At 73.2% G+C, this 21880-nt stretch carries 21 protein-coding genes; 10 read left to right on the top strand and 11 right to left on the bottom strand.

Features of this window, described 5'->3' with window-relative positions; all coding sequences use genetic code 11:
- Positions 1-303 (top strand): hypothetical protein (locus ABZ716_RS24100; RefSeq protein WP_358961624.1); only part of this gene is annotated, 303 nt, incomplete at its 5' end.
- 456 nt (positions 304-759) lie between these two features.
- On the top strand, positions 760-1758 hold the full coding sequence (trpS, locus tag ABZ716_RS24095) for a tryptophan--tRNA ligase (protein WP_358961622.1): 999 nt from the start codon (positions 760-762) through the stop codon (positions 1756-1758).
- A 44-nt stretch (positions 1759-1802) separates the two neighbouring features.
- On the opposite strand, the gene proC is transcribed toward trpS, so the two are convergent.
- From proC to ABZ716_RS24070, 5 genes are all read right to left on the bottom strand, one after another.
- The gene (gene proC / locus ABZ716_RS24090) at positions 1803-2612 is read right to left on the bottom strand and encodes a pyrroline-5-carboxylate reductase (protein ID WP_358814448.1); all 810 of its coding nucleotides are present in this window, start codon (positions 2610-2612) and stop codon (positions 1803-1805) included.
- A gap of 112 nt (positions 2613-2724) precedes the next feature.
- Entirely contained in the window at positions 2725-3462 is a 738-nt protein-coding gene (locus tag ABZ716_RS24085; protein ID WP_358814447.1) for an ABC transporter permease, read from the bottom strand.
- Positions 3459-4241, bottom strand: a complete 783-nt coding sequence (locus ABZ716_RS24080) for an ABC transporter ATP-binding protein (protein WP_358961619.1) — start codon at positions 4239-4241, stop codon at positions 3459-3461. The genes ABZ716_RS24085 and ABZ716_RS24080 overlap by 4 nt, the downstream gene beginning before the upstream one ends.
- A gap of 48 nt (positions 4242-4289) precedes the next feature.
- Entirely contained in the window at positions 4290-4817 is a 528-nt protein-coding gene (locus ABZ716_RS24075; protein ID WP_358961617.1) for a hypothetical protein, read from the bottom strand.
- A gap of 81 nt (positions 4818-4898) precedes the next feature.
- Positions 4899-5219 carry a peptidase gene (locus ABZ716_RS24070; protein WP_358961615.1) on the bottom strand — a complete coding sequence of 107 codons (321 nt, stop codon included), beginning with the start codon at positions 5217-5219 and terminating at the stop codon, positions 4899-4901.
- Between the two features lie 106 nt (positions 5220-5325).
- Here ABZ716_RS24070 and ABZ716_RS24065 point away from each other — a divergent pair, with 106 nt between their 5' ends.
- Entirely contained in the window at positions 5326-7449 is a 2124-nt protein-coding gene (locus tag ABZ716_RS24065; RefSeq protein WP_358961612.1) for a serine/threonine-protein kinase, read from the top strand.
- A gap of 13 nt (positions 7450-7462) precedes the next feature.
- Here ABZ716_RS24065 and ilvD read toward each other — a convergent pair whose 3' ends face one another.
- The 3 genes from ilvD to ABZ716_RS24050 form a co-directional block, all read right to left on the bottom strand.
- Positions 7463-9313, bottom strand: coding sequence for a dihydroxy-acid dehydratase (ilvD, locus tag ABZ716_RS24060; protein WP_358814442.1), 1851 nt, complete (start codon positions 9311-9313; stop codon positions 7463-7465).
- A 163-nt stretch (positions 9314-9476) separates the two neighbouring features.
- Positions 9477-10094: a TetR family transcriptional regulator gene (locus ABZ716_RS24055; protein ID WP_358814441.1), complete on the bottom strand. Its 618-nt coding sequence runs from the start codon at positions 10092-10094 to the stop codon at positions 9477-9479.
- Positions 10091-10909 carry a sugar phosphate isomerase/epimerase gene (locus ABZ716_RS24050; RefSeq protein ID WP_358961610.1) on the bottom strand — a complete coding sequence of 273 codons (819 nt, stop codon included), beginning with the start codon at positions 10907-10909 and terminating at the stop codon, positions 10091-10093. Before ABZ716_RS24050 ends, ABZ716_RS24055 begins: the two co-directional genes overlap by 4 nt.
- A gap of 227 nt (positions 10910-11136) precedes the next feature.
- Here ABZ716_RS24050 and ABZ716_RS24045 point away from each other — a divergent pair, with 227 nt between their 5' ends.
- The 4 genes from ABZ716_RS24045 to ABZ716_RS24030 all read left to right on the top strand — a co-directional run bounded on the left by ABZ716_RS24045 (position 11137) and on the right by ABZ716_RS24030 (position 14165).
- Complete coding sequence (locus tag ABZ716_RS24045; protein WP_358961607.1) at positions 11137-11340, top strand: hypothetical protein; 204 nt, start codon at positions 11137-11139, stop codon at positions 11338-11340.
- 2 nt (positions 11341-11342) lie between these two features.
- Positions 11343-11873, top strand: a complete 531-nt coding sequence (locus ABZ716_RS24040; protein ID WP_358961604.1) for a DUF6879 family protein — start codon at positions 11343-11345, stop codon at positions 11871-11873.
- On the top strand, positions 11870-12712 hold the full coding sequence (locus tag ABZ716_RS24035) for a helix-turn-helix transcriptional regulator (protein ID WP_358961602.1): 843 nt from the start codon (positions 11870-11872) through the stop codon (positions 12710-12712). Before ABZ716_RS24040 ends, ABZ716_RS24035 begins: the two co-directional genes overlap by 4 nt.
- 235 nt (positions 12713-12947) lie before the next feature.
- Positions 12948-14165 carry a methyltransferase domain-containing protein gene (locus tag ABZ716_RS24030; RefSeq protein ID WP_358961600.1) on the top strand — a complete coding sequence of 406 codons (1218 nt, stop codon included), beginning with the start codon at positions 12948-12950 and terminating at the stop codon, positions 14163-14165.
- 241 nt (positions 14166-14406) lie between these two features.
- On the opposite strand, the gene ABZ716_RS24025 is transcribed toward ABZ716_RS24030, so the two are convergent.
- Positions 14407-15333, bottom strand: coding sequence for a Ppx/GppA phosphatase family protein (locus ABZ716_RS24025; RefSeq protein ID WP_351890230.1), 927 nt, complete (start codon positions 15331-15333; stop codon positions 14407-14409).
- Positions 15334-15395: 62 nt separating this feature from the next.
- Here ABZ716_RS24025 and ABZ716_RS24020 point away from each other — a divergent pair, with 62 nt between their 5' ends.
- Positions 15396-16199: a hypothetical protein gene (locus ABZ716_RS24020; RefSeq protein WP_358814439.1), complete on the top strand. Its 804-nt coding sequence runs from the start codon at positions 15396-15398 to the stop codon at positions 16197-16199.
- A 21-nt stretch (positions 16200-16220) separates the two neighbouring features.
- On the opposite strand, the gene ABZ716_RS24015 is transcribed toward ABZ716_RS24020, so the two are convergent.
- Positions 16221-17822, bottom strand: coding sequence for a hypothetical protein (locus ABZ716_RS24015; protein ID WP_358961629.1), 1602 nt, complete (start codon positions 17820-17822; stop codon positions 16221-16223).
- 478 nt (positions 17823-18300) lie between these two features.
- On the opposite strand from ABZ716_RS24015, the gene radA reads away from it, so the two are divergent.
- Positions 18301-19716, top strand: coding sequence for a DNA repair protein RadA (radA, locus tag ABZ716_RS24010; RefSeq protein ID WP_358814438.1), 1416 nt, complete (start codon positions 18301-18303; stop codon positions 19714-19716).
- 164 nt (positions 19717-19880) lie between these two features.
- Positions 19881-21005 carry a DNA integrity scanning diadenylate cyclase DisA gene (disA, locus tag ABZ716_RS24005; RefSeq protein ID WP_351890220.1) on the top strand — a complete coding sequence of 375 codons (1125 nt, stop codon included), beginning with the start codon at positions 19881-19883 and terminating at the stop codon, positions 21003-21005.
- 108 nt (positions 21006-21113) lie between these two features.
- Here the strand turns inward: disA and ABZ716_RS24000 are convergent, their stop codons facing one another.
- Positions 21114-21836 carry a hypothetical protein gene (locus tag ABZ716_RS24000; protein ID WP_358961598.1) on the bottom strand — a complete coding sequence of 241 codons (723 nt, stop codon included), beginning with the start codon at positions 21834-21836 and terminating at the stop codon, positions 21114-21116.
- Positions 21837-21880 lie beyond the last annotated feature (44 nt).

The raw sequence follows: 21880 nt of genomic DNA, 5'->3' as shown, positions 1-21880 counted from the left end.
TCAAAGGAACCTCATCCACCGGAGTGGACGGGGTATCAACTTCTGGCGTTGATTTTTGGCACGCTGTTGAGTTCTCAAGGAACGGACGCTTCCTTTGTACTGACCCTCTCGGGCTTTCCTCCGGGCTTTCGTTCTGTTCCGAGTCTATCAGATCCTTTCGGGCCCGATTTCCTCGGTGCTTTCCAGGTCCTTCGCTTTCGCGTTTTCCCTTTCCGGCGGTTCCGACTCTATCAGATCCTTTCGGGCCTGATTCCCAGTCAGAGGGGATTGCGTTCCGGGCTGTTCGGCCCTTCCGGCGAGTGAGACAGTAGCGGATCCTTTGCCCCCGAAGCCAATCGGCGGCTGCGTCCTCGAACGCGGATTCCTCATTCGCAAATACGCATGAAAACGAGACGACAGAGTGCGTCGTTCGTTCGAATGTGTAGTGCGGGATGGTTGTCCGGGGACCGACCGTGGTCAGCAGCTCACGTCGGACAACTCGAAGAACCTTACGGACCAGGAACGGGCGTGTCAACCCCGGGAAACGCCTGCCGTCCACGGGCCCCGCGGGCTACGCTGCCTCCATGACCACGCATGCACCCGAGCTCAGCCTTCGTTGGTGGCCCGCCTGACGGCGGCCGACCATCCACGCGAGCACGCATGCGCTCACGGCCGCCGCCACGGCGGCCGTTTCTGTTTTCTCCCCTCGCGGGAGGGGCGGGGCCGCCCCAGGCGGCGGTCCCGGCACCCACACCGCAGGACATGAGGGAGAGACAGGACATGACGAGGATCTTCAGCGGGATCACCCCGTCCGGGCACCTGACGCTGGGCAACTACCTGGGGGCCCTGCGGCAGTGGGTCGCGGCTGAGCACGCGCCCGCCGACGCGCTGTTCTGCGTCGTCGACCTGCACGCCCTGACCGTGGAGCACGATCCGGCGCGGGTGCGCCGGCTGAGCCGGCAGGCCGCGACGTTGTTCCTCGCCGCCGGGCTGGATCCGCGGCGGTGCACCCTCTTCGTCCAGAGCCACGTCGCCGAGCACACCCGGCTGTCCTACCTGCTGGAGTGCACCGCCACCGACGGGGAGCTGCGGCGGATGATCCAGTACCGGGAGAAGGCCGCGAAGGCGGAGGCGGCCGGGCAGGGCGTACGGCTGTCGCTGCTGACGTATCCCGTGCTGATGGCCGCCGACATCCTGGCCTACGGGGCCGACGAGGTGCCGGTGGGCGAGGACCAGCGGCAGCACGTCGAGCTGACCCGGGACCTGGCGGTGCGGTTCAACCAGCGGTACGGGCAGACCTTCACCGTGCCCCGGGTGACGCTGCCGGCCGTGGGCGCGCGGGTCATGGACCTCCAGGACCCGACCTCGAAGATGGGGAAGTCCAGTGAGAACGGCGCCGGGATCGTCTATCTGCTGGACGAGCCCGCGGTGATCACCAAGAAGGTGATGCGGGCCGTGACCGACAGCGGTGAGGACGGCGTCGTCTACGACCGGGCCGCGCGGCCCGGGGTGGCCAACCTGCTGGACGTCCTGGCCGCCTGTACGGGGGGCGAGCCGGAGAAGCTGGCCGCGCAGTACTCCCAGTACGGGCCGCTGAAGCGGGATGTCGCCGAGGCCGTGGTGGAGTTGCTGCGGCCGCTGCGGGAGCGGCACGCCGGGCTGGCGGCCGATCCGGGCGAGGTGGAGCGGGTGCTGCGGGAGGGGGCCGGGCGGGCGCGGGGCATCGCGCGGCCGGTGGTGGACCGGGCGTACGAGGCCATCGGGCTGCTGGCCCCGTGAGACGGGGACGGGGGCCCGGCAGCCGGGCCCCCGTCCCGTCGGCGTCAGCTGTTGCCGGAGGCGAGTTCGCGGCTGCGGTCGCGGGCGGCTTCGAGGGCGGCGATGAGGGCCGCCCGTACGCCGTGCTTCTCCAGTTCGACGATGGCGTTGATCGTCGTACCGGCCGGGGAGGTGACGGCCTCGCGGAGCTTGACCGGGTGCTCACCGCTGTCGCGGAGCATCACGGCGGCGCCGATGGCGGCCTGGACGATGAGGTCGTGGGCCTGGGCGCGGGGCAGGCCGAGCAGGATGCCCGCGTCCGTCATGGCCTCGACGAGGTAGTAGAAGTAGGCCGGGCCGGAGCCGGAGAGGGCGGTGGCCGCGTCCTGCTGGGACTCGGGGACGCGCAGGGTCTTGCCGACGCCGCCGAAGATCTCCTCGGCGTGGGCGAGGTGTCCGGCGGTGGCGTGGCTGCCGGCCGAGATGACGGACATGGCCTCGTCCACGAGGGCCGGTGTGTTGGTCATGACGCGGACGACGGGGGTGCCGGGGGCCAGCCGCTCCTCGAAGAAGGCGGTGGGGATGCCGGCGGCGCCGCTGATGACGAGGCGGTCGGCGGGGACGTGGGGGGCGAGCTCTTCGAGGAGCTTGCCCATGTCCTGCGGCTTGACGGTGAGGATGAGGGTGTCGGCGCGCTTGGCGGCTTCGGCGTTGCTGACGGCCTCGACGCCGTAGCGGGTGTGCAGTTCGGCCGCGCGCTCGGGGCGGCGGGCGGTGACGAGCAGTTTGGCCGCCGGCCAGCCGCCGCGGATCATCCCGCTGAGCAGGGCCTCGCCGATCTTGCCGGTACCGAGGACTGCGACTGTCTGGGTCATGCCCGATTCACCTCGCCGAACGAACGTGGAGACGTACGGGCTCATCCTCGCACCGGGCCGTGATCGGCGGGGCGGGTGTCCGCTCCGTGGGCGCGGGCCGGGGCGGGCGCGGTCACGGGGTGCGGCGGCGGAGGGTGGCGGCGCCGAGGGCGAGGACGAGCAGGGCGCAGGCGGCGACGACGGCGCCGTCGCGGACGAAGCCGGCGGTCATGTCGGTGTGGGTGAGGACCTGGGTCATGCCGTCGACGGCGTAGGACATGGGCAGCACGTCGGAGACGGCTTCGAGGACCGGGTGCATGGTGTCGCGCGCCGCGAAGAGGCCGCAGAGCAGCAGCTGGGGGAAGATCACCGCCGGCATGAACTGGACGGCCTGGAACTCGGACGCGGCGAAGGCGGAGACGAACAGGCCGAGGGCGGTGCCCAGGAGCGCGTCGAGCAGGGCGACGAGGAGGAGCAGCCAGGGCGATCCGACGACGTCGAGGCCGAGGAGCCAGAGGGCGAGGCCGGTGGCCAGGAGGGACTGGACGAGGGCGACGGCGCCGAAGGCGAGGGCGTAGCCGCCGATGAGGTCGGCCTTGCCGAGCGGCAGGGCGAGGAGGCGTTCGAGGGTGCCGGAGGTGCGTTCGCGCAGGGTGGCGATGGAGGTCACGAGGAACATCGTGATGAGGGGGAAGATCCCGAGGAGGGACGCGCCGATGCTGTCGAAGGTGCGCGGGCTGCCGTCGAAGACGAAGCGCAGCAGGGTCAGCATCAGGACGGGGACCAGCAGCATCAGGGCGAGGGAGCGCGGGTCGTGGCGCAGCTGGCGCAGGACGCGGGCGGCGGTGGCGAGGGTGCGGGCGCCGTTCATCGCTGGGTCTCCTGGGGGAGTTCGACGAGGTGGAGGAAGCCTTCTTCGACGGTGTCGCAGTGGGTGCGGGCGCGGAGGGCTTCGGGGGTGTCCTGGGCGAGGATGCGGCCTTCGCGCATGAGGAGCAGGTCGTGGCAGCGCTCGGCCTCGTCCATGACGTGGGAGGAGACGAGGAGGGTGGTGCCCCGGGTGGCGGCGAGGTGGTGGAAGAGGTTCCACAGGTCGCGGCGCAGGACCGGGTCGAGGCCGACGGTGGGTTCGTCGAGGACGAGCAGTTCGGGGGTGCCGAGGAGGGCGACGGCGAGGGAGACGCGGCTGCGCTGGCCGCCGGAGAGGTGGCCGGCGAGGGCGGTGGTGTGGCTGGTGAGGTCGACGTCGGCGATGGCCTGTGCGACGGCGGCGCGGCGGCGGTCGGCGGCTGCCCGGCCGGGGTCGAGGACGGCGGCGAAGTAGTCGAGGTTCTGGCGGACGGTGAGGTCGTCGTAGACGGACGGCGCCTGGGTGACGTAGCCGACGCGGGAGCGCAGTTCCGGGTGGCCGGCGGGGCGGCCGAGGACGTCGAGGGTGCCGCTGACGTGGGCCTGGGTGCCCACGACGGTGCGCATGAGGGTGGACTTGCCGCAGCCGGAGGGGCCGAGGAGGCCGGTGATGCGGCCGCGGGGGACGTCGAACGCGATGCCGTCGAGGACGGTGCGGGCGGCGCGGCCGGCGCCGCGGCGGACGGTGAGGCCGCGGGCGTGGACGGCCGGGGGCGGACCCTCCGGCGAGTTATTCATCATGCGATGAATAATGCTCCCGGGGGTGCCGGGCGTCAATCGAGCGGGCGGTTACTTCTTGCGCTTGGGGCGGCGGCGGGCGGCCGGGTTGCCCGTACGGGCGCTGCGGCGGCGGTCGTACTCGGCGAGGGCGTGCTCGTACTCGGTGCGGTGGAGCTTCTCGCCGGGGGCCTCGGTGAGGCTGCGCACGAAGTACGCGAGGAGGGAGCCGATGAAGCCGATGGTCTTCAGCCCCTTGAGCGCGGCCTCGTCGGAGGACGGGGCGGGGCGGCGGCCGAAGGACTCCCAGGTCTTGGCGAAGGCGATGGCGGTGGCGACCCCGAAGAGCACCAGCACGGAGATGCTGAGGAACGGGCCCACGTTGCCGATCTCCAGGCCCTCGTAGGCGAGGCGCAGGAGGTAGGCGCCGGCGGCGGCGGCGAGGAGCGAGCCGGCGGCGACGGCGGCGCGGCGCAGGGCGTAGCCGTTGCCGTGGTCCACCCAGGTGGTGCCGAAGAACCGGATCGGCTCGGGCTGCGGCCCGGCGTCCGGTCCGGCCGGGGCGTCGGGGGCGGTCTGGTCTCGCTGCTCTTCGCTCACACCGGCGATTATGCTCCCCGGCGGCGTGGACCGCCGGGGGTGTCTCACCTGCCAGAACGGGTGACCGTCCGGTGACCGGCCTCAGCCGCAGCGGCCGGCGACGTAGCCGTCGGAGCCGGTGTGGACGTAGGCGTCGGAGACGAAGCGGCCGTTGCCGATGCAGTCCCAGAGGTCCGTCGTCCCGTACGGGCCCGAGACGGTCGTGCCGGGGCACTGGCAGCGGATGGTGACCGAACCGCCGACGGGCACGGCGTCGATGACCGCGTAGTCCGTGCCGGGGCCGCTGCGGATGTTGACCCGGTAGCCCGGGGCGGTCGGATAGGTCGGGAAGCCGGCGTCGGCGGCCGCGAGGCTCTCGGTCTGGCTGGAAACGTTCTCTACGGACAGGTTCTCTGCGAACATGTGGAATCTCCCCCCATGGGTGTCGCTCCGCGCAACGCGCGCGGGGCAGCGAGCCCTTGGATGTTCGCACGGGCCATCGACTAGGCTCCGGCGGGGGTGGTGAGCGGTGCGGTCGCAGCGCGCGGACTACGCCGGGTTCCCGGAATACGCCGGCCAGTACCGGCTCGAATCGGTGCTCGGCTCCGGCGGCATGGGCGTCGTCCACCTGGCCACCTCCAGTTCGGGGCTGAAACTCGCCGTCAAGGTGGTGCACGCGCAGCACGCGGTGGACCCCGAGTTCCGGGCGCGGTTCCGGCAGGAGGTCGCGGCCGCGCGGAGGGTGAGCGGTGCGTTCACCGCGCCCGTCGTCGACGCCGATCCCGATGCCGAACGGCCCTGGATGGCCACCCTGTTCATCGACGCCCCGACGCTGTCGGAGCGGGTACGGGAGCGGGTGCTGGATCCCGTCGAGCTGACCCGGCTCGCCGCCGGGCTGGCGGAGGCGCTGCGGGACATCCACCGGGCCGGGGTGGTGCACCGGGACCTGAAGCCGAGCAACGTGCTGATGGCGCCGGACGGGGTCCGCGTCATCGACTTCGGCATCTCGCGCCCGGCCGACAGCGACCTGCGGACGGAGACCGGCAAGCTGATCGGGACCCCGCCGTACATGGCGCCGGAGCAGTTCCAGCGGCCGAGGGAGGTCGGCACGGCCGCCGATGTCTTCGCGCTGGGCGCGGTGCTGGTGCACGCGGCGACCGGGCGGGGGCCGTTCGACTCCGACAGCCATTACCTCGTGGCGTACCAGGTGGTGCACAGCGAGCCCGATCTGACCGGGCTGCCGGCCCGGCTGGTGCCGGTCGTGGCCCGCTGCCTGGCCAAGGACCCGGCCGAGCGGCCGACGGCCGAGGCGCTGATCGCGCAGATGCGGGCCCTGGCGTACCCGACGAACGAGGACACGCAGGCGTTCATACCGCAGCCTCGGCGGCCGGAGGCGGTGGAGGAGGCCGGGGAGCTCACTCATCGGCGGGATCTGGGTACCGCTGAACCGGATGCGCCCCGCTCGCCCCGGCGGAGGCGGGTGCCGGCGGCGGTGGCGGCCGGGGTGCTGCTCGCGGCGGGGGCGGTGGGCGGTTACCTCCAGTTCGGCTCCGGCTCCGGTCCGGGTTCGGGAGGGCCCGTCGCCAAGGCGTCCGCGTCGGCGGGGACGCCCTTCTCGCCGTGGGCCGTCACCCCGGGCGGTGCCCCCGTCTCCTGTACGGCCGATGCCGCCGGTCTGTACTGCTCCGGGCGGGGCCTGGCCGCCGCCCGGCTGGCCCTGGCCGACGGCGCGGTGGGCTGGTCGGTGGCCGCGAAGGCCCCGGGCCGGGAGGTCACCGCCGTCGGCGCCCCGCTGCACGCGGGCGGGTCGGTGCTCGTGGTGGTACCGGGCAGCGAGCGGCTCCAGGCCCTGGACCCCGCCACGGGCAAGGAGCGCTGGCAGCGCCCGCTCCCGGGCGGCACCCAGGTGGTGGCCGCGGGCCCGTACGTGGTCACGGTGGCGGCCGACGGCGAGGTCACCGGCCTCGACGGGGCCACCGGCGCCCAGCGCTGGGCGCGGCCGATCGGCGGGACCGGTTCGGTGTGGTGGGGCGGGCCGGGGCCCTCGGGACCGCCCGTGCTCTACGTGTCCTCGGCCGCCGCCGACGGCACCTCGACGCAGCTCGCGGAGGTGGATCCGCAGAGCGGCTCGGTGCGCTGGCAGACCCGGGTGACGGGTCGGCTGCGGCCGGTGGGCACCGCCCGTGGCGCGGTGCACCTGCTGGACAGCGACCCCGCCGGGAAGGCCGTCGCGGTCGTACGGGTGGACGCCGCGACCCGTACGGTGCGCCGGGTCCAGCTGCCGGCCCCGCTGTTCGACGCCGAGGCCACGGCCGCCCCCGACGGCACGGTCTACGCCTTCGGCACCGGCGGCGGGCTCGTCGCGGTGGGGGCCGAACGCGAGACCTGGCGGACGGAGACGGGGGCCGCCAGCGGTTCCCGGCCCGTGGTTGCCGACGGGCGCGTCTTCCTGCTGGCCGGGGACGGCCGGCTCCTGGCGGTCGACGCCGCCGCCGGGCGGCTCCTCGGCCAGACCAAGCCGCGGATGGCCGCCGCGCAGGGCACCTTCAGCGCCACCCTCCCGGCGCCCGTCGCCGTCGGGGGCCGGGTCTACGCCTCGGCCCCCGACGGCACGGTCTTCGCCCTGGACACCCGCGACCCGGCCGCGTGGTGAGCCGGGTCCGGGCTCAGCCCAGCTTGGAGACGTCGCGGACCGCGCCCTTGTCGGCGCTGGTGGCCATCGCCGCGTACGCGCGCAGCGCCGCCGAGACCGTCCGCTCGCGGTTCTTCGGGGCGTAGACGCCGCCGAGGGCCTCGTGGCGGGCGGCCAGCGTGGCCTCGTCCACGAGCAGCTCGATCGACCGGTTCGGGATGTCGATGCGGATCCGGTCGCCGTCCTCGACCACCGCGATGTCGCCGCCCGAGGCCGCCTCCGGGGAGGCGTGGCCGATGGACAGGCCCGAGGTGCCGCCGGAGAAGCGGCCGTCGGTCACCAGCGCGCACACCTTGCCGAGGCCGCGGCCCTTGAGGAAGGAGGTCGGGTAGAGCATCTCCTGCATACCGGGGCCGCCGCGCGGGCCCTCGTAGCGGATGACGACGACGTCGCCCGGCTTGACCTCCTTGCGGAGGATCTTGTCGACGGCCTCGTCCTGCGACTCGCAGACCACCGCCGGGCCCTCGAAGGTCCAGATCGACTCGTCCACGCCGGCCGTCTTCACCACGCAGCCGTCGGCGGCGATGTTGCCGCGCAGGACGGCGAGGCCGCCGTCCTTGGAGTAGGCGTGCTGCACGGAGCGGATGCAGCCGCCCTCGGCGTCGAGGTCGAGGCTGTCCCAGCGCTCGGACTGGGAGAAGGCGGTGGCGGAGCGCTTGCAGCCGGGGGCCGCGTGCCACAGCTCCATGGCCTCCTCGCTCGCCGTACCGGAGCGGGCGTCCCACTTGGCGAGCCAGTCCTCCAGGCCCTTCGAGTGGACGGTGCTGACGTCCTTGTTGAGGAGGCCGCCGCGGTGCAGTTCGCCGAGGATGGCGGGGATGCCGCCGGCGCGGTGCACGTCCTCCATGTAGTACGTGCCGCCGGGGGCCACGTTCGGGGCGACCTTGGCCAGGCAGGGGACGCGGCGCGAGACGGCGTCGATGTCCTTGAGGTCGTAGTCCAGGCCCGCCTCCTGCGCGGCGGCCAGCAGGTGCAGGATGGTGTTGGTCGAGCCGCCCATGGCGATGTCCAGGGCCATGGCGTTCTCGAACGCCTCGCGGGAGGCGATGTTGCGCGGCAGGACGGACTCGTCGCCGCCCTCGTAGTAGCGCTTGGTGATCTCCACGACCGTGCGGCCGGCGTCCTCGTACAGGGCGCGGCGGGCGGTGTGCGTGGCGAGGACGGAGCCGTTGCCGGGGAGGGCCAGGCCGATGGCCTCGGCGAGGCAGTTCATCGAGTTGGCGGTGAACATGCCCGAACAGGAACCGCAGGTCGGACAGGCGTTCTCCTCGATGCGCAGGATGTCGGCGTCCGAGACGTTCTCGTTGGAGGCGTCCACCATGGCGTCGATCAGGTCCAGCTTGCGGACGGTGCCGTCGACGAGGGTGGCCTGGCCGGCCTCCATCGGGCCGCCGGAGACGAACACGACGGGGATGTTGAGGCGCAGGGCGGCCATCAGCATGCCCGGGGTGATCTTGTCGCAGTTGGAGATGCAGATCAGCGCGTCGGCGCAGTGTGCCTCGACCATGTACTCCACGCTGTCCGCGATCAGGTCGCGGGAGGGCAGGGAGTACAGCATTCCGGCGTGGCCCATGGCGATGCCGTCGTCCACCGCGATGGTGTTGAACTCGCGCGGGATCGCACCGGCGGCGCGGATGGCGTCGGAGACGATGCGGCCGACCGGGGCGAGGTGGGTGTGGCCGGGGACGAACTCGGTGAAGGAGTTGGCGACCGCGATGATCGGCTTGCCGATGTCCTCGCTCGCTACGCCCGACGCGCGCATCAGCGCACGAGCGCCTGCCATGTTGCGGCCGTGGGTGACGGTGCGGGACCTCAGCTCGGGCATGCGGTTTCACTCCCCATGGGTGCGGCCGTGCGTACGGCAGGCCGCGAATGTGGATATGGCTCGGTTACGAGGCTACGCCCACCGCCCGCGATCCGGACGCCGTGTCCGGATCGCGGGACGGCCGGATCGCTCCTCGGTCACGCCCTCAGGGCCGCCGGGGCGCTCACGCCTCGGTGAGGTAGCGCTGGAGCGTCGGGGCCACCAGCGCCACGATCTCCTCCGGGTCGGCGGAGGCGAGGGGCTCGACCTGGACCACGTACCGCACGAAGGCGATCCCGATCAGGTGCGAGGCCGCCAGCTCCGCCCGGAAGGTGGGCTGCGGGACGTCGAGGTCGGCGGCGACCCGTTCCAGGACCCGGCGCAGGATCAGCCCGCGCAGCACCTTCGCGGCCGCCTCGTGGGTGAGCGCCGAGCGGATCACCGCCAGCAGCGGGGCGCGGGTGGCCGGGTTCTCCCACACGCCGAGGAAGTAGCGGGCCAGCCGCTCCCCGATCCCGTCCGGGCCCTCGCCGACGACGGCCGGGACGACCAGGGCGGGCTCCAGGGAGACCTCGATGGCGGCGGCGAAGAGGTCGTCCTTGCTGCCGAAGTAGTGGTGCACCAGCGCCGGGTCCACCCCGGCCACCTTCGCGACACCACGCACGGAGGTCTTGTCGTAGCCCCGCTCGGCGAACACCTCGCGGGCGGCGAGGCGGATCCGCTCCTGGGTGCCGGGCCCCTCCTCGGCCTCGTCCTGCCGGGGCCGCCCGGGCCCGCGCCGCCGCCTGACGGGCTCGGTCACCGGTGTCCCCCGGACGGGGCGGCGAGGTGGCGGCGGGTGAAGGCCAGCGCCTCGGCGAGGTCGGCCTCGCGCTCGGCGGCGGACATGGCGCGCCGGGTGTTGACCTCGATGACGATGTGCCCGTCGAAGGAGCTGCGGGCCAGCCCGGCCAGCAGCTCGGCGCAGGGCTGCGTACCGCGTCCGGGGACCAGGTGCTCGTCCTTGGCGGAGCCGTTGCCGTCGGCGAGGTGGATGTGGGCGAGGCGGTCGCCCATCCGGTCGATCATGGCGGTGGCGTCGGTGCGGGCGGTGGCGGTGTGCGACAGGTCGACGGTGAAGTGCCGGTAGTCGTCCTTGGTCACGTCCCACTCGGGCGCGTACGCGAGCATCTCGCGGTCGCGGTAGCGCCAGGGGTACATGTTCTCGACGGCGAAGCGGACGTCGGTCTCGTCCGCCATCCGCCAGATCCCGCTGACGAAGTCACGTGCGTACTGGCGCTGCCAGCGGAACGGGGGGTGCACGACGACGGTCGACGCCCCCAGCTTCTCGGCGGCGGCCTGGGCCCGCTGGAGCTTGGTCCAGGGGTCGGTGGACCACACCCGCTGGGTGATCAGCAGGCACGGCGCGTGCACGGCGAGGACCGGCACCCCGTGGCGGTCCGACAGCCGGCGCAGGGCCTCGACGTCCTGACTGACCGGGTCCGTCCAGACCATGACCTCGACACCGTCGTACCCGAGGCGCGCGGCGATCTCGAAGGCCGTCGCCGTGGTCTCCGGGTAGACGGAGGCGGTGGACAGGGCGACTTTCGGCACACGGCTGCTCGGATTACGGACCACCCCGCCAGATTACGGTCCCCCCACCACCACCCGGACACCCGAACCGGCTCTCGTCATACTTTTCACACCGCCTGGCGGCCGCCGCCTGCGGCCCGCCGCCCGGGGGAAACGAGCTCGTTGCGTGCAATCGGCCAGCCGCGACGGGATCCGGCAATCCGCGGCAATCCGCTCCCAGCGCGCCGTCGTGGGCAGCATCCTGAAGCCCCTCAGTCAGGACGGAGTCCGCCATGACCCTGCGGTTCATCGGCACCACCTCGGAGCACGGCAACTGCCCGACCCTCTACGAGGTCGAGGAAACCGGCGACATCGTCGTCCAGGGCGAGAGGCTGACCGATCCCACGCACCTTGCTCAGCTGCGTGACGTCGGTGAGCACGAGACGTTCGTCGTCATCCCGCGTGCGCTCCTCACCCGCTTCGCTCCGAAGGAGTGACCGTGCCTGTCCCGTTCGACGAGATCACGCACCTGTTCACCGAGTTCGAACTGACCGCGTTCCGACTGGAGACCCGCCGCGGGTACGCGTCTGACCGGGAGGGCGAACGATTCCAGGCGTTCATGCGCGGCACCCATCCAGAACCTCAGCCCGACAACCCGTGGAACGTCAACGTCCGGGAAAAGGCCGCACGGGGTGCCCTCTTCTCCCGGGTGCGGCTCATCGATGACCCGCCCACGGACGGCCAGCGCTTCCTCATGGCCAGCGCGGCGGGAAACATGGACGCGGGCGAGGACATCCGCGTACTGAGCCGCTCGGAGGCAGTACGGCTGGAACTGCCCGACTACGACTTCTGGCTGTTCGACTCGCGCATCCTGGTCCGCTTCCACATCGACGAAGCCGACGTCACCACAGGCGTCGAGCTCATCGAGGACCCGGCCGACGTGCTCGCCGCGTGCCGGGCCCGCGACCGTGCCTGGAACGCGGCTTCTCCTTCTGCCGAGGTATGGGCGCAGGTACGTTCGTCCGTGTGACCACCGACTTCCAGAACGCCAGGCTGGCCCTCGGCGCCCGGCTGCGGGAGCTGCGCGCCGGGACCGGCATGAACGGAAAGGACTTCGCCACCCGTCTCGGCTGGCAGCGTTCCAAGGTGTCCAGGCTGGAGAACGGCAACCAGACCGCCACAGAGGCCGACACCGACGCCTGGGCGGCTGCCGCAGGGGTACCGGAACAGGCTGAGGAACTGAGGAGCCGTCTGCGGGGCCTCAATTCCCAGCAGCGTTCCTGGCGCCGCCAGCTGACCGCGGGACACCGTCCCGTGCAGGACCGCTATGTCGTGGAATACCAGCGCACCGCCACGATGCGCGGATACGAGGCAACGGTCATCCCTGGGTTGTTCCAGACACCGGATTACGCCCGGCACCTGTTCGCAGCGAACAGTGTGCTCATGAGGTCCCCCCGTGACACCGAGGCAGCGGTCGCGGCTCGGATGCGCCGCCAGGAAGTGCTGTACGAATCCGGAAAGCTCTTCCGCGTTCTGCTGTGGGAAGGCGCCCTGCACGCACTCGTATGCCCGTGCGAGGTCATGACCGGCCAGCTCGACCGCCTCGCCGGGCTGATCGGCATGAACACGGTGCAACTCGGCATCGTGCCGCTGGGCACCCCGTTGCCCCTCACCCCGAAGCACGGGTTCTGGATCTTCGACGAGGAACGCGTCATCGTCGAGACCATCAACACCGAGCTGACCTACGACTCGGCCGACGACCTCGACTTGTACGGACGGGTGTGGGACGCCCTGGACTCCGCGGCCGCGTACGGCCCGAAGGCCCACCGCCTGATAGCCCGCGCACGCCACGCGATTGCTCCCGCCTGACCAGCGGGAATCAATCCGCGTCCAGCTCTGCGCAATCCACCGCAACCGGCCGGACGAAATCCCGCGGCCTTCGTATCGTGCTGGTCACGGCGACGCCACCCGGCACCGCACGGGGTGTCAACCCCATACGGCGGCCCCATGGCCGCTGCCGACTCTGCGGATACGGCTGGGCCGTTGCCTCAACCCCACAGGAGACCCTCATGGGCAAGCACAACGGACCTCCCGAGGACAAGCCGTGGACGCCGCCCCCGACAGGCGGCAGCCCGGACGGCAGCCGGCCGGCCCCCCAGCCGTCCTCCCCTCCCCCTCCGCCGCCGGGCAAGAAGTGAACCGGGAGATCTGCCGCGAGGCCCTGCTCACCGCGGGGTTACTGCGCTCACCCTGGCTGGCACGGGCCTTCGACAGCGTGGACCGGGAGGCGTTCGTCCCGGAGGCCCTCTGGCTCCCGGTCCAGGACCCGGAGGGCCTGTGGACCTTCGTGGATCGCCGCGCGGATCCGGACGCCTGGCGCCGGGCGGTCTGGAACCCCCACCAGTCGGTGGTGACCCAGCTGAACGACGGCGCCACGCCGACGGCCCCGGCTACGGGCGAGTTCACATCGTCCGTGTCGGCCCTCGACATCGTCATGCGCAAGCTCACCGCCCTCCAGCTGGACCCCGGACACGCCGTCCTGGAGATCGGTACCGGCTCCGGCTACCACACCGCCCTGCTCAGCGAACGTGTCGGCGCCGAGCGGGTGACCACGGTCGAGGTCGACGAGACCCTGGCCGCCACAGCCGCCGTCACCCTGGAATCCCAGGGCTACGCACCGCTGGTGATCCCGGGGGACGGCCTCCTCGGCGCCCCGGACCGGGCCCCCTTCGACCGGGTGATCAGCACAGCCGCAGTCCGCCGGGTCCCCCACTCATGGGTCGAGCAGACCCACGACGGGGGACAGATCCTGACACCCTTCGGCACGGCCTACAGCAACGCGGGCCTGCTGGGCCTCACCGTCCACGGTGGTCAGGCCCAAGGGCGGTTCATCGGCTCCTCCGCGTACATGTGGGTCCGCGCCGACCGGCCGACCGTCGAACTTCACGTCCCGGAGGAGTCCACGAGCCGCAGATCACCGATCGCGCCGGACCAGGTCCTGTCCGGCGGATACCTCCAAGACTTCGCCATCGGACTCCAGGTACCGGACGTCTCCTTCTCCCACCGTAGCGAAGGCGCCGACCGGAAGATCCAGTTCGTCGACGAGGCAGGCACATCCGCCACCATCGTCCGCTACGCCGACTGGTGGGAGGACGGCGCGGTCACTTCCTGGGGCCCCCGCGACCTGTGGGCTGAGGTGACAGCGGCGTTCACCTGGTACGAGCTCCACGACCGCCCGCACATCACCCGTTTCGGCATCACCGTCGACCCGCACCACCAGTACGCCTGGCTGGACGATCCGAGCAAGGCGGTGGGCGGCTGATCGGTGAAGCCGCACGTCAAGCGCCCCCAAGACGGCCCGCAGCCGCCGAGACGGGAGAAGCGCGCAGCGATCTGCGGCGCAGGGAGGCCCCGGCCACCGCTGAGGCCGGCCCGGATGCCCGGCCTGTCCGGCCCCCGGCCACCCCGCCCCCTCGCCGAGGGAGACGGCGGGCCCGGCGCGTCGTGAGCGGGGTGTGTCGCCGGCCGCGCGCCGCGCGGACCCGTACCCGGGCCCCGGCGCCCTACGGCAGGTGGTCCAGGCGGCGGAGGATGACGCCCTCGCGGAGGGCCCAGGGGCAGATTTCCAGGGTGTCCACGCCGAAGAGGTCCATCGCCGCCTCCGCCACCAGGGCGCCCGCCAGGAGCTGGGAGGCGCGGCCGTCGGAGACGCCCGGGAGGGTGGAACGTTCCGCCGTCGTCATCGTCGCCAGGCGGGGGACCCACTCCTGCAGGGACTTCCGCGTCAGGTCGCGCTGGACGTACAGGCCGTCCGCCTCGCGCGCCGCGCCGGCGATGCGGGCCAGCTGCTTGAAGGTCTTCGACGTGGCCACCACGTGGTCCGGGGCCCCGAAGCGGCTGAACTCGCCGACGGAGCGGGCGATCTGCGCCCGCACGTACCGCCGTAGCGCCTTCACGTCCGCCGGGTCCGGCGGGTCGCCCGGCAGCCAGGCCGCGGTGAGGCGGCCCGCGCCCAGCGGGAGGGAGACGGCGGCGTCGGGGTCCTCGTCGATGCCGAACGCGATCTCCAGCGAGCCGCCGCCGATGTCGAGGACCAGCAGCTTGCCCGCCGACCAGCCGAACCACCGCCGGACCGCGAGGAAGGTCAGCCGGGCCTCGTCCTCCCCGCTGAGCACCGGCAGCTCCACGCCGGTCTCGGCCTTGACGCGGGCCAGGACCTCGTCGGCGTTGGGGGCCTCCCGCACCGCGCTGGTCGCGAACGGCAGCACGTCCTCACAGCCCTTGTCCTCGGCGGCCTGCACGGCCTCGCCGATGACCGAAACCAGGCGCTCGACGCCCTCCGGGGTGATCGCACCGCGCTCGTCGAGCAGCTCGGCGAGGCGCAGCTGCTCCTTGTGGGAGTGCGCGGGCAGCGGGCGCGCGCCGGGGTGCGCGTCCACCACCAGCAGATGGATCGTGTTCGAACCCACATCCAGGACACCGAGTCTCATACGGGAAACGCTACTGGGCCGAACGCGGGGCAGTGGAGTAAGGGGCGCTTACGCTTGGCTTTGTGCCAAATACGAAGAAGGCCAGCAAGAACGAGCCGAAGAAGAGCAAGGGAAAGGCGGCGGCGGACGAGAAGGGCCTGGACTTCCCCCGGGCCTGGGTGGAGTTCCCCGACCCCGCCGACGAGGAGCAGGTCTTCCGCTGCGACCTGACCTGGCTGACCTCGCGCTGGACGTGCATTTTCGGCCAGGGCTGCCAGGGCATCCAGGCGGGCCGGGCCGCGGACGGCTGCTGCACGCTGGGCGCGCACTTCTCCGACGAGGACGACGAGCAGCGGGTCGCCGGGCACGTGGCGCGGCTGACCCCGGAGCTGTGGCAGTTCCACGACGTCGGCAGCGAGAGCGGCTGGACGCAGTTCGACGACGACGGGGAGAAGCAGACCCGCCGCTGGGACGGGGCGTGCATCTTCCTGAACCGGCCCGGCTTCCCCGCCGGGGCGGGCTGTTCGCTGCACATCCTGGCGCTGAGGAGCGGGCAGGAGCCGCTGGAGACGAAGCCGGACGTGTGCTGGCAGCTGCCGATCCGGCGTACGTACGAGTGGATCGACCGGCCGGACGACACGCGGATCCTCCAGGTGTCAATCGGGGAGTACGACCGGCGGGGGTGGGGGCCGGGCGGTCACGATCTGCACTGGTGGTGCACGTCGGCGACCTCCGCGCACGGGGGCGGTGACCCGGTGTACGTGTCGTACCGGGCGGAGTTGACGGAGCTGATGGGGCCGGAGGCGTACGCGGAGCTGGTGAAGCTGTGCGAGGCGCGGCTGGCGTCACTGCTGCCGATGGCCCCGCACCCGGCGGACCCGGCGTAGCCCGGCCGGCCCGGCACCCCCTCAGGGTGCCGGGTCCGGGGTAACCGTTCCTCCTCCCGGGCCGCCCGACGGTGCCGGCTCCGTGGGCTGCGACGGCGTCGGGGTGGGCGTCGGCGGGGCCGGAGTGGGGTCGGGGGCCGGCGGGGTCGGGGTCGGTGTGGGGGTCGGCGTCGGTGTCGGGGTGGGGTCCGGGGCGGGCGGGGTCGGGTCGGGGTCGGGCGCGGGGCGGCCTCGGCCCTGGATCGAGACGACCGCTCCGCCGGGGTCGAGGCCGACGCGGGCGCTCCAGGCGCCGACGGGCTGGGCCTCGGCGTCGACGGTGATCCGCAGCGTGACCGACTCCCCGGGGGCGAGGGTGCCCGCCGTCTGGCTCGCGCGCAGCCAGGGCGCGTCGCACCACAGCCGCCAGTCGACGGGGCTGCCGCCGGAGGCGCTGAGGGTGAGCAGGGTGGTGCCGCCCCGGGTGATGGCGGAGACGGTGAGCCGGCCGGGGGAGCCGGGGCCGGCGGCCTCCGGGGTGGCGGGGGCGCCGCTGCTGATCACCGCGACGGAGACGTCGGGGGCCGCGGTGCCGGTGGCGAAGCCGGGTTCGCCGGTCGTACGGGCGGTGTTGCCGGTGTTCTCGTACGCCGTCAGCGGGCGGCCGTCGATGAGCGGCGGCGGGAACTCCGCCTCGCCGGCGGAGATACGGGTGCCGTCGCCGACGGGTTCGCCGATGGTGGGGGCGCCCCGGTAGGCGGCCCACAGGGCGATGACGGGGGCGGCGACGACGGTGGCCACGACGGTGGTGGTCACGGCCCGGGCCCGGAGCCGGTCGCGCCGGGCGGCGCGGTCCTTGGGGTCCATGGGGAAGCCGGTGCGGTCGAAGCGCGGGCCCGGCCGGCCGCCGCGCCGCCGGCCGGAACGCAGCATGGCCGCGCGGACGGCGCCACGGGGGGCGGCGACGAGGGGGAGCGCGGCGTGCAGACCGCCGGAGCCGGGCCAGGGAGAGGTGGCGCCGACGCGTTCGGCGACGCGGCGGCAGCGGGGGCAGTCGTCGACGTGGCGGACGAGTTCGGCGCGCAGGGTGCTGGACAGCAGGACGTCGCGGTCGCCGTCTTCGCCGGTGAGGCGGGAGACGGCCGGGCAGTTGCCGGTCTCGACGACGGCGAGGGCGGCCCGGGTGCGCTCCACCTCGCAGGCGGCGGCCAGGAGCAGCTCGCGGGCGGCGCCGGCGGCGGTGCCGAGGACGGAGGCGAGTTCGCTGACGCCGAGGCGGTGGCGGACGGCGAGTTCCAGGGCCTCGCGCTGCTCCGGCGTGGTACCGGCGGCCTCCGGCCAGGCGAGACGGGCGAGCTCGGTACGGCGGTAGGCGCTCACGTCGAGCGGGTCCTGCGCCCGGGGCGCACGCTCGGGGTCGGTGTGCTCCGGCGTGCGCCGGGCGGAGTGCGCCCCCTGGCGGGCGCGCCGCTGCTCGGCCAGCCGGCGCAGGCAGGCCCAGCGGGCGAGGGCGTAGAGCCAGGCCCGCCGGCCGCCCTCGTCGGGGCACCGGCCGGGGTGCCGGTCGGCGACGGCGAGGACGTCGCCGAGCACCTCGGTGGCGGCGTCGTGGTCGCACAGGACGGAGAGGCAGTAGGTGAACAGCCCGTCGAGGTAGGGCTCGAACGGCGAGGCCGGCGTATCGGGGCCCCCGGCGGCCCCGGTGGCCCCGGCGGCCCCGGCCGTCGCGGCGCCCCGAGGCGCCCCGGCATCCCCGACCGTCCCGGCGCCCCGAAACGTCCCGGCATCCCCTGCATCCCCGGCAGCTCCGGCAGGCCGGGGCCTCCCGGGTACGTTCGGGGGGGCGGGGGCGCCCGCCGGGTGTTCCGGTTCGGGGGTGTCCCGTCGGGGTGTGCGCCTGTGCGCCCGGTGTGCGCCGGTGCGTGATGCGGGGTCTCCCTGGTCGCTGCTGGTCACCTGGTGAAGGTAGGCGGCACGCCGGTGAGGCTCCGGAAGCCTTCCCCAGTTTTAGCCCTTACGGGTGAACAGATCGGTATCCCGCTGACCGCGCCCCTGACGCCGGTCCCACCGGCGGGGTCCCGGCCCGCGCCGCGTTGTCAGTGGCGCCGGATACGGTGAGCGCATGGCTGCCCGTACCGCTCGTTCATCCGCCAAGGACCGGCCGTCCTTCCGCTGCTCCGAGTGCGGCTGGACGACCGTGAAGTGGCTCGGCCGCTGCCCGGAGTGCCAGGCGTGGGGCACCGTCGAGGAGATGGGCGCGCCCGCCGTCCGCACCACCGCCGCCGGCCGGGTCACGGCCGCCGCGCTGCCGATCGCCCAGGTCGACGGCAGGACGGCGACCGCCCGCAGCACCGGCGTGGCCGAGCTGGACCGGGTCCTGGGCGGCGGGCTCGTCCCCGGCGCGGTCGTGCTCCTCGCGGGCGAGCCCGGCGTCGGCAAGTCCACGCTGCTGCTCGACGTCGCGGCGAAGGCGGCCTCCGGCGACCACCGCACCCTGTACGTCACCGGTGAGGAGTCGGCGAGCCAGGTGCGGCTGCGGGCCGACCGGATCAACGCCCTCGACGACCACCTCTACCTCGCCGCCGAGACCGACCTCTCCGCCGTCCTCGGCCACCTCGACGCCGTGCAGCCGTCCCTGCTGGTGCTGGACTCCGTCCAGACCATCGCCTCCCCCGAGATCGACGGCGCCCCGGGCGGCATGGCGCAGGTCCGCGAGGTGGCGGGGGCGCTGATCCGCGCCTCGAAGGAGCGCGGCATGGCCACCCTCCTCGTCGGCCACGTCACCAAGGACGGGGCCATCGCCGGCCCCCGCCTGCTGGAGCACCTCGTCGATGTGGTGCTGAGCTTCGAGGGCGACCGGCACGCCCGGCTGCGCCTGGTGCGCGGGGTGAAGAACCGGTACGGGGCGACGGACGAGGTCGGCTGCTTCGAGCTGCACGACGAGGGCATCACCGGGCTCACCGACCCCAGCGGCCTCTTCCTGACCCGGCGCGCCGAGGCCGTGCCCGGGACCTGTCTGACCGTGACCCTGGAGGGCAAGCGGCCCCTCGTCGCGGAGGTGCAGGCGCTGACGGTGGACTCTCAGATCCCCTCCCCGCGCCGCACCACCTCCGGTCTGGAGACCTCGCGGGTCTCGATGATGCTGGCGGTGCTGGAGCAGCGCGGCCGGATCACCGCGCTGGGCAAGCGGGACATCTACAGCGCGACGGTGGGCGGGGTGAAGCTGACGGAGCCGGCCGCCGACCTGGCGATCGCGCTGGCGCTGGCCTCCGCTGCGAGTGACGTACCGCTGCCGAAGAACCTGGTCGCCATCGGCGAGGTCGGACTGGCCGGCGAGGTGCGGCGGGTGACCGGGGTGCAGCGGCGCCTCGCGGAGGCCCACCGCCTCGGGTTCACGCACGCGCTGGTGCCGGCGGACCCGGGCAAGGTGCCGCCGGGGATGAAGGTGACGGAGGTGGCGGACATGGGCGAGGCGCTCCGGGTCCTGCCGCGCGGCCGCTCCCGTACGCCGGCCAAGGACCGCGCCACGGCGGAATGATGGGCTCCGCCCGCCGGGCCGGGGCGCAGGTCAGCGGGGCCGTCCGGGCAGCCGCCGCGGCGGTGCGGGCCAAGCCCCGGCGGGCGCACAGGCGGCGCCGGTAGACTTTGTGCTGGTCCGCCCGGCCCTACGCAGGCGGCGCAACCCGCGACCGGAGGAGTGCAGTGGCAGCCAAGGACGGGGCAGCAGCATCCGGCAAGTCGGGCGCGAGCTCCAAGCACGAGGCGCTGATGCGCGCCTCCCTGAGCGCGGTCGCACCTGGTCAGCCGCTGCGTGACGGCCTGGAGCGGATCGTCCGCGGCAACACGGGCGGGCTGATCGTCCTCGGCATGGACAAGGCGGTCGAGGCGATGTGCACCGGCGGCTTCGTCCTGGACGTGGAGTTCACCGCGACCCGGCTGCGCGAACTGTGCAAGCTCGACGGGGCGCTCATCCTGGACAAGGACCTGACGAAGATCCTGCGGGCCGGTGTCCAGCTGGTGCCGGACGCGTCGATCCCGACGGAGGAGACCGGCACCCGCCACCGCACGGCGGACCGCGTCTCGAAGCAGTGCGGCTTCCCGGTCGTCTCGGTCTCCCAGTCGATGCGGCTGATCGCGCTGTACGTGGACGGGGAACGGCGGGTCCTGGAGGAGTCGGGGGCGATCCTCTCCCGCGCGAACCAGGCCCTCGCCACGCTGGAGCGGTACAAGCTGCGCCTGGACGAGGTCGCGGGGACGCTGTCGGCGCTGGAGATCGAGGACCTGGTCACGGTGCGCGACGTGACGGCGGTGGCCCAGCGGCTGGAAATGGTCCGCCGGATCGCGACCGAGATCGCCGAGTACGTGGTCGAACTGGGCACGGACGGGCGACTGCTGTCGCTCCAGCTGGACGAGCTGACGGTCGGCATCGAGCAGGAGCGGGAGCTGGTGATCCGGGACTACGTTCCGGAACCGACGGCGAAGCGTTCCCGCACGGTCGAGGAGGCGCTCCCGGCACTGGACGCGCTGACGCATCCGGAACTGCTGGAGCTGGCGATCGTGGCGAAGGCCCTGGGGTACACGGGCTCGCCCGAGACCCTGGACTCGGCGGTGTCGCCCCGCGGGTACCGGCTGCTGGCGAAGGTTCCGCGGCTGCCGGGGGCGATCATCGAGCGGCTGGTGGAGCACTTCGGCGGGCTGCAGAAGCTGCTCGCCGCCAGCGTGGACGACCTCCAGACCGTGGACGGCGTCGGCGAGGCACGGGCCCGCAGCGTCCGCGAGGGCCTCTCGCGGCTCGCCGAATCGTCCATCCTGGAGCGGTACGTCTGATCCCGGCCGCGCGCCCCGGGCACACCGGACGCGCACGCCCTGGCCCCGCCTGACGAGCCAGTCCCGCCTGAGGACCAGCCCCACCTGAGGACCGGTCCCGCCTGAGGGTCAGTCCTGCTTGAGGACGAAGGACGTACGGGCCACCGGCAGGCCCGGGCTGCGGGCCTCGACCACGTAGGTGTCCGGTGCCGGGCTGCCCGCCGGGGGCGTCTGGCACTGGTCCGGGGCGCTCAGCTTGCGGTCCCACTCCAGCGTCTGCTTCGCCTCGCCCTGGGCCGGCACGCGGAAGAAGGCGTTGGCCGGGCCGGAGGGGCAGTCGGCGGAGGACCAGACCTGCTTGGCCCCGGTCGTCTGAAAGATCGTCACGACCGCCTGGCGCGGCCCGAGTCCGAGCTTGCAGGTGCTGCCGGAGACGTTGCGGACGAGCAGTTCGAGGCGCGGCTTCTCGCTCGTCTCGTACTCGTTCTTCACGCTCTTGACCTCCCACTGCACCGCACTCGGCGCGCAGGTGGGCAGCGGGGAGTCCGCCGGGATGGCCTGAGCGGCGCCCGCGTCGCCGGAGGAGGAGCCGGAGCCCGCGCCCCCGCCCTGGTCGGGGTTCCTGGACGCGCCGCCGCCCGATCCGGAACCGGAGCCCGCGCCACCGCCCGACTCGGCGCGCCCGCCCGGGGCCTGACTGATCGCCGGGCCGGAGCCGGAGGGGCCGGGGGTGATCGTTCGGACCGGGCCGGAGCCGCCGCCGCCCTTGCCGTTGGTACTCGTCCCGCTCCCGCCGGAACTGACGAACCATACGGCGAGCAGCGCGACGAGCGCGGCTACGGACGCCAGCACAGCCCTCCGCCGCCAGTAAATGGAGGAGGGAAGCGGCCCGACCG

The organism is Streptomyces sp. NPDC006687 (assembly GCF_040636215.1).
Classification (GTDB): Bacteria; Actinomycetota; Actinomycetes; order Streptomycetales; family Streptomycetaceae; genus Streptomyces.
Note: the sequence above shows the minus strand (reverse complement) of the source record. Positions and strands in the feature narration are given on the sequence as shown.

Coding starts and splice junctions, on each gene's coding strand:
- trpS (WP_358961622.1), top strand. CDS start 760: ATGACGAGGATCTTCAGCGGGATCACCCCGTCCGGGCACCTGACGCTG.
- proC (WP_358814448.1), bottom strand. CDS start 2,612: ATGACCCAGACAGTCGCAGTCCTCGGTACCGGCAAGATCGGCGAGGCC.
- ABZ716_RS24085 (WP_358814447.1), bottom strand. CDS start 3,462: ATGAACGGCGCCCGCACCCTCGCCACCGCCGCCCGCGTCCTGCGCCAG.
- ABZ716_RS24080 (WP_358961619.1), bottom strand. CDS start 4,241: ATGATGAATAACTCGCCGGAGGGTCCGCCCCCGGCCGTCCACGCCCGC.
- ABZ716_RS24070 (WP_358961615.1), bottom strand. CDS start 5,219: ATGTTCGCAGAGAACCTGTCCGTAGAGAACGTTTCCAGCCAGACCGAG.
- ilvD (WP_358814442.1), bottom strand. CDS start 9,313: ATGCCCGAGCTGAGGTCCCGCACCGTCACCCACGGCCGCAACATGGCA.
- ABZ716_RS24045 (WP_358961607.1), top strand. CDS start 11,137: ATGACCCTGCGGTTCATCGGCACCACCTCGGAGCACGGCAACTGCCCG.
- ABZ716_RS24025 (WP_351890230.1), bottom strand. CDS start 15,333: ATGAGACTCGGTGTCCTGGATGTGGGTTCGAACACGATCCATCTGCTG.
- radA (WP_358814438.1), top strand. CDS start 18,301: ATGGCTGCCCGTACCGCTCGTTCATCCGCCAAGGACCGGCCGTCCTTC.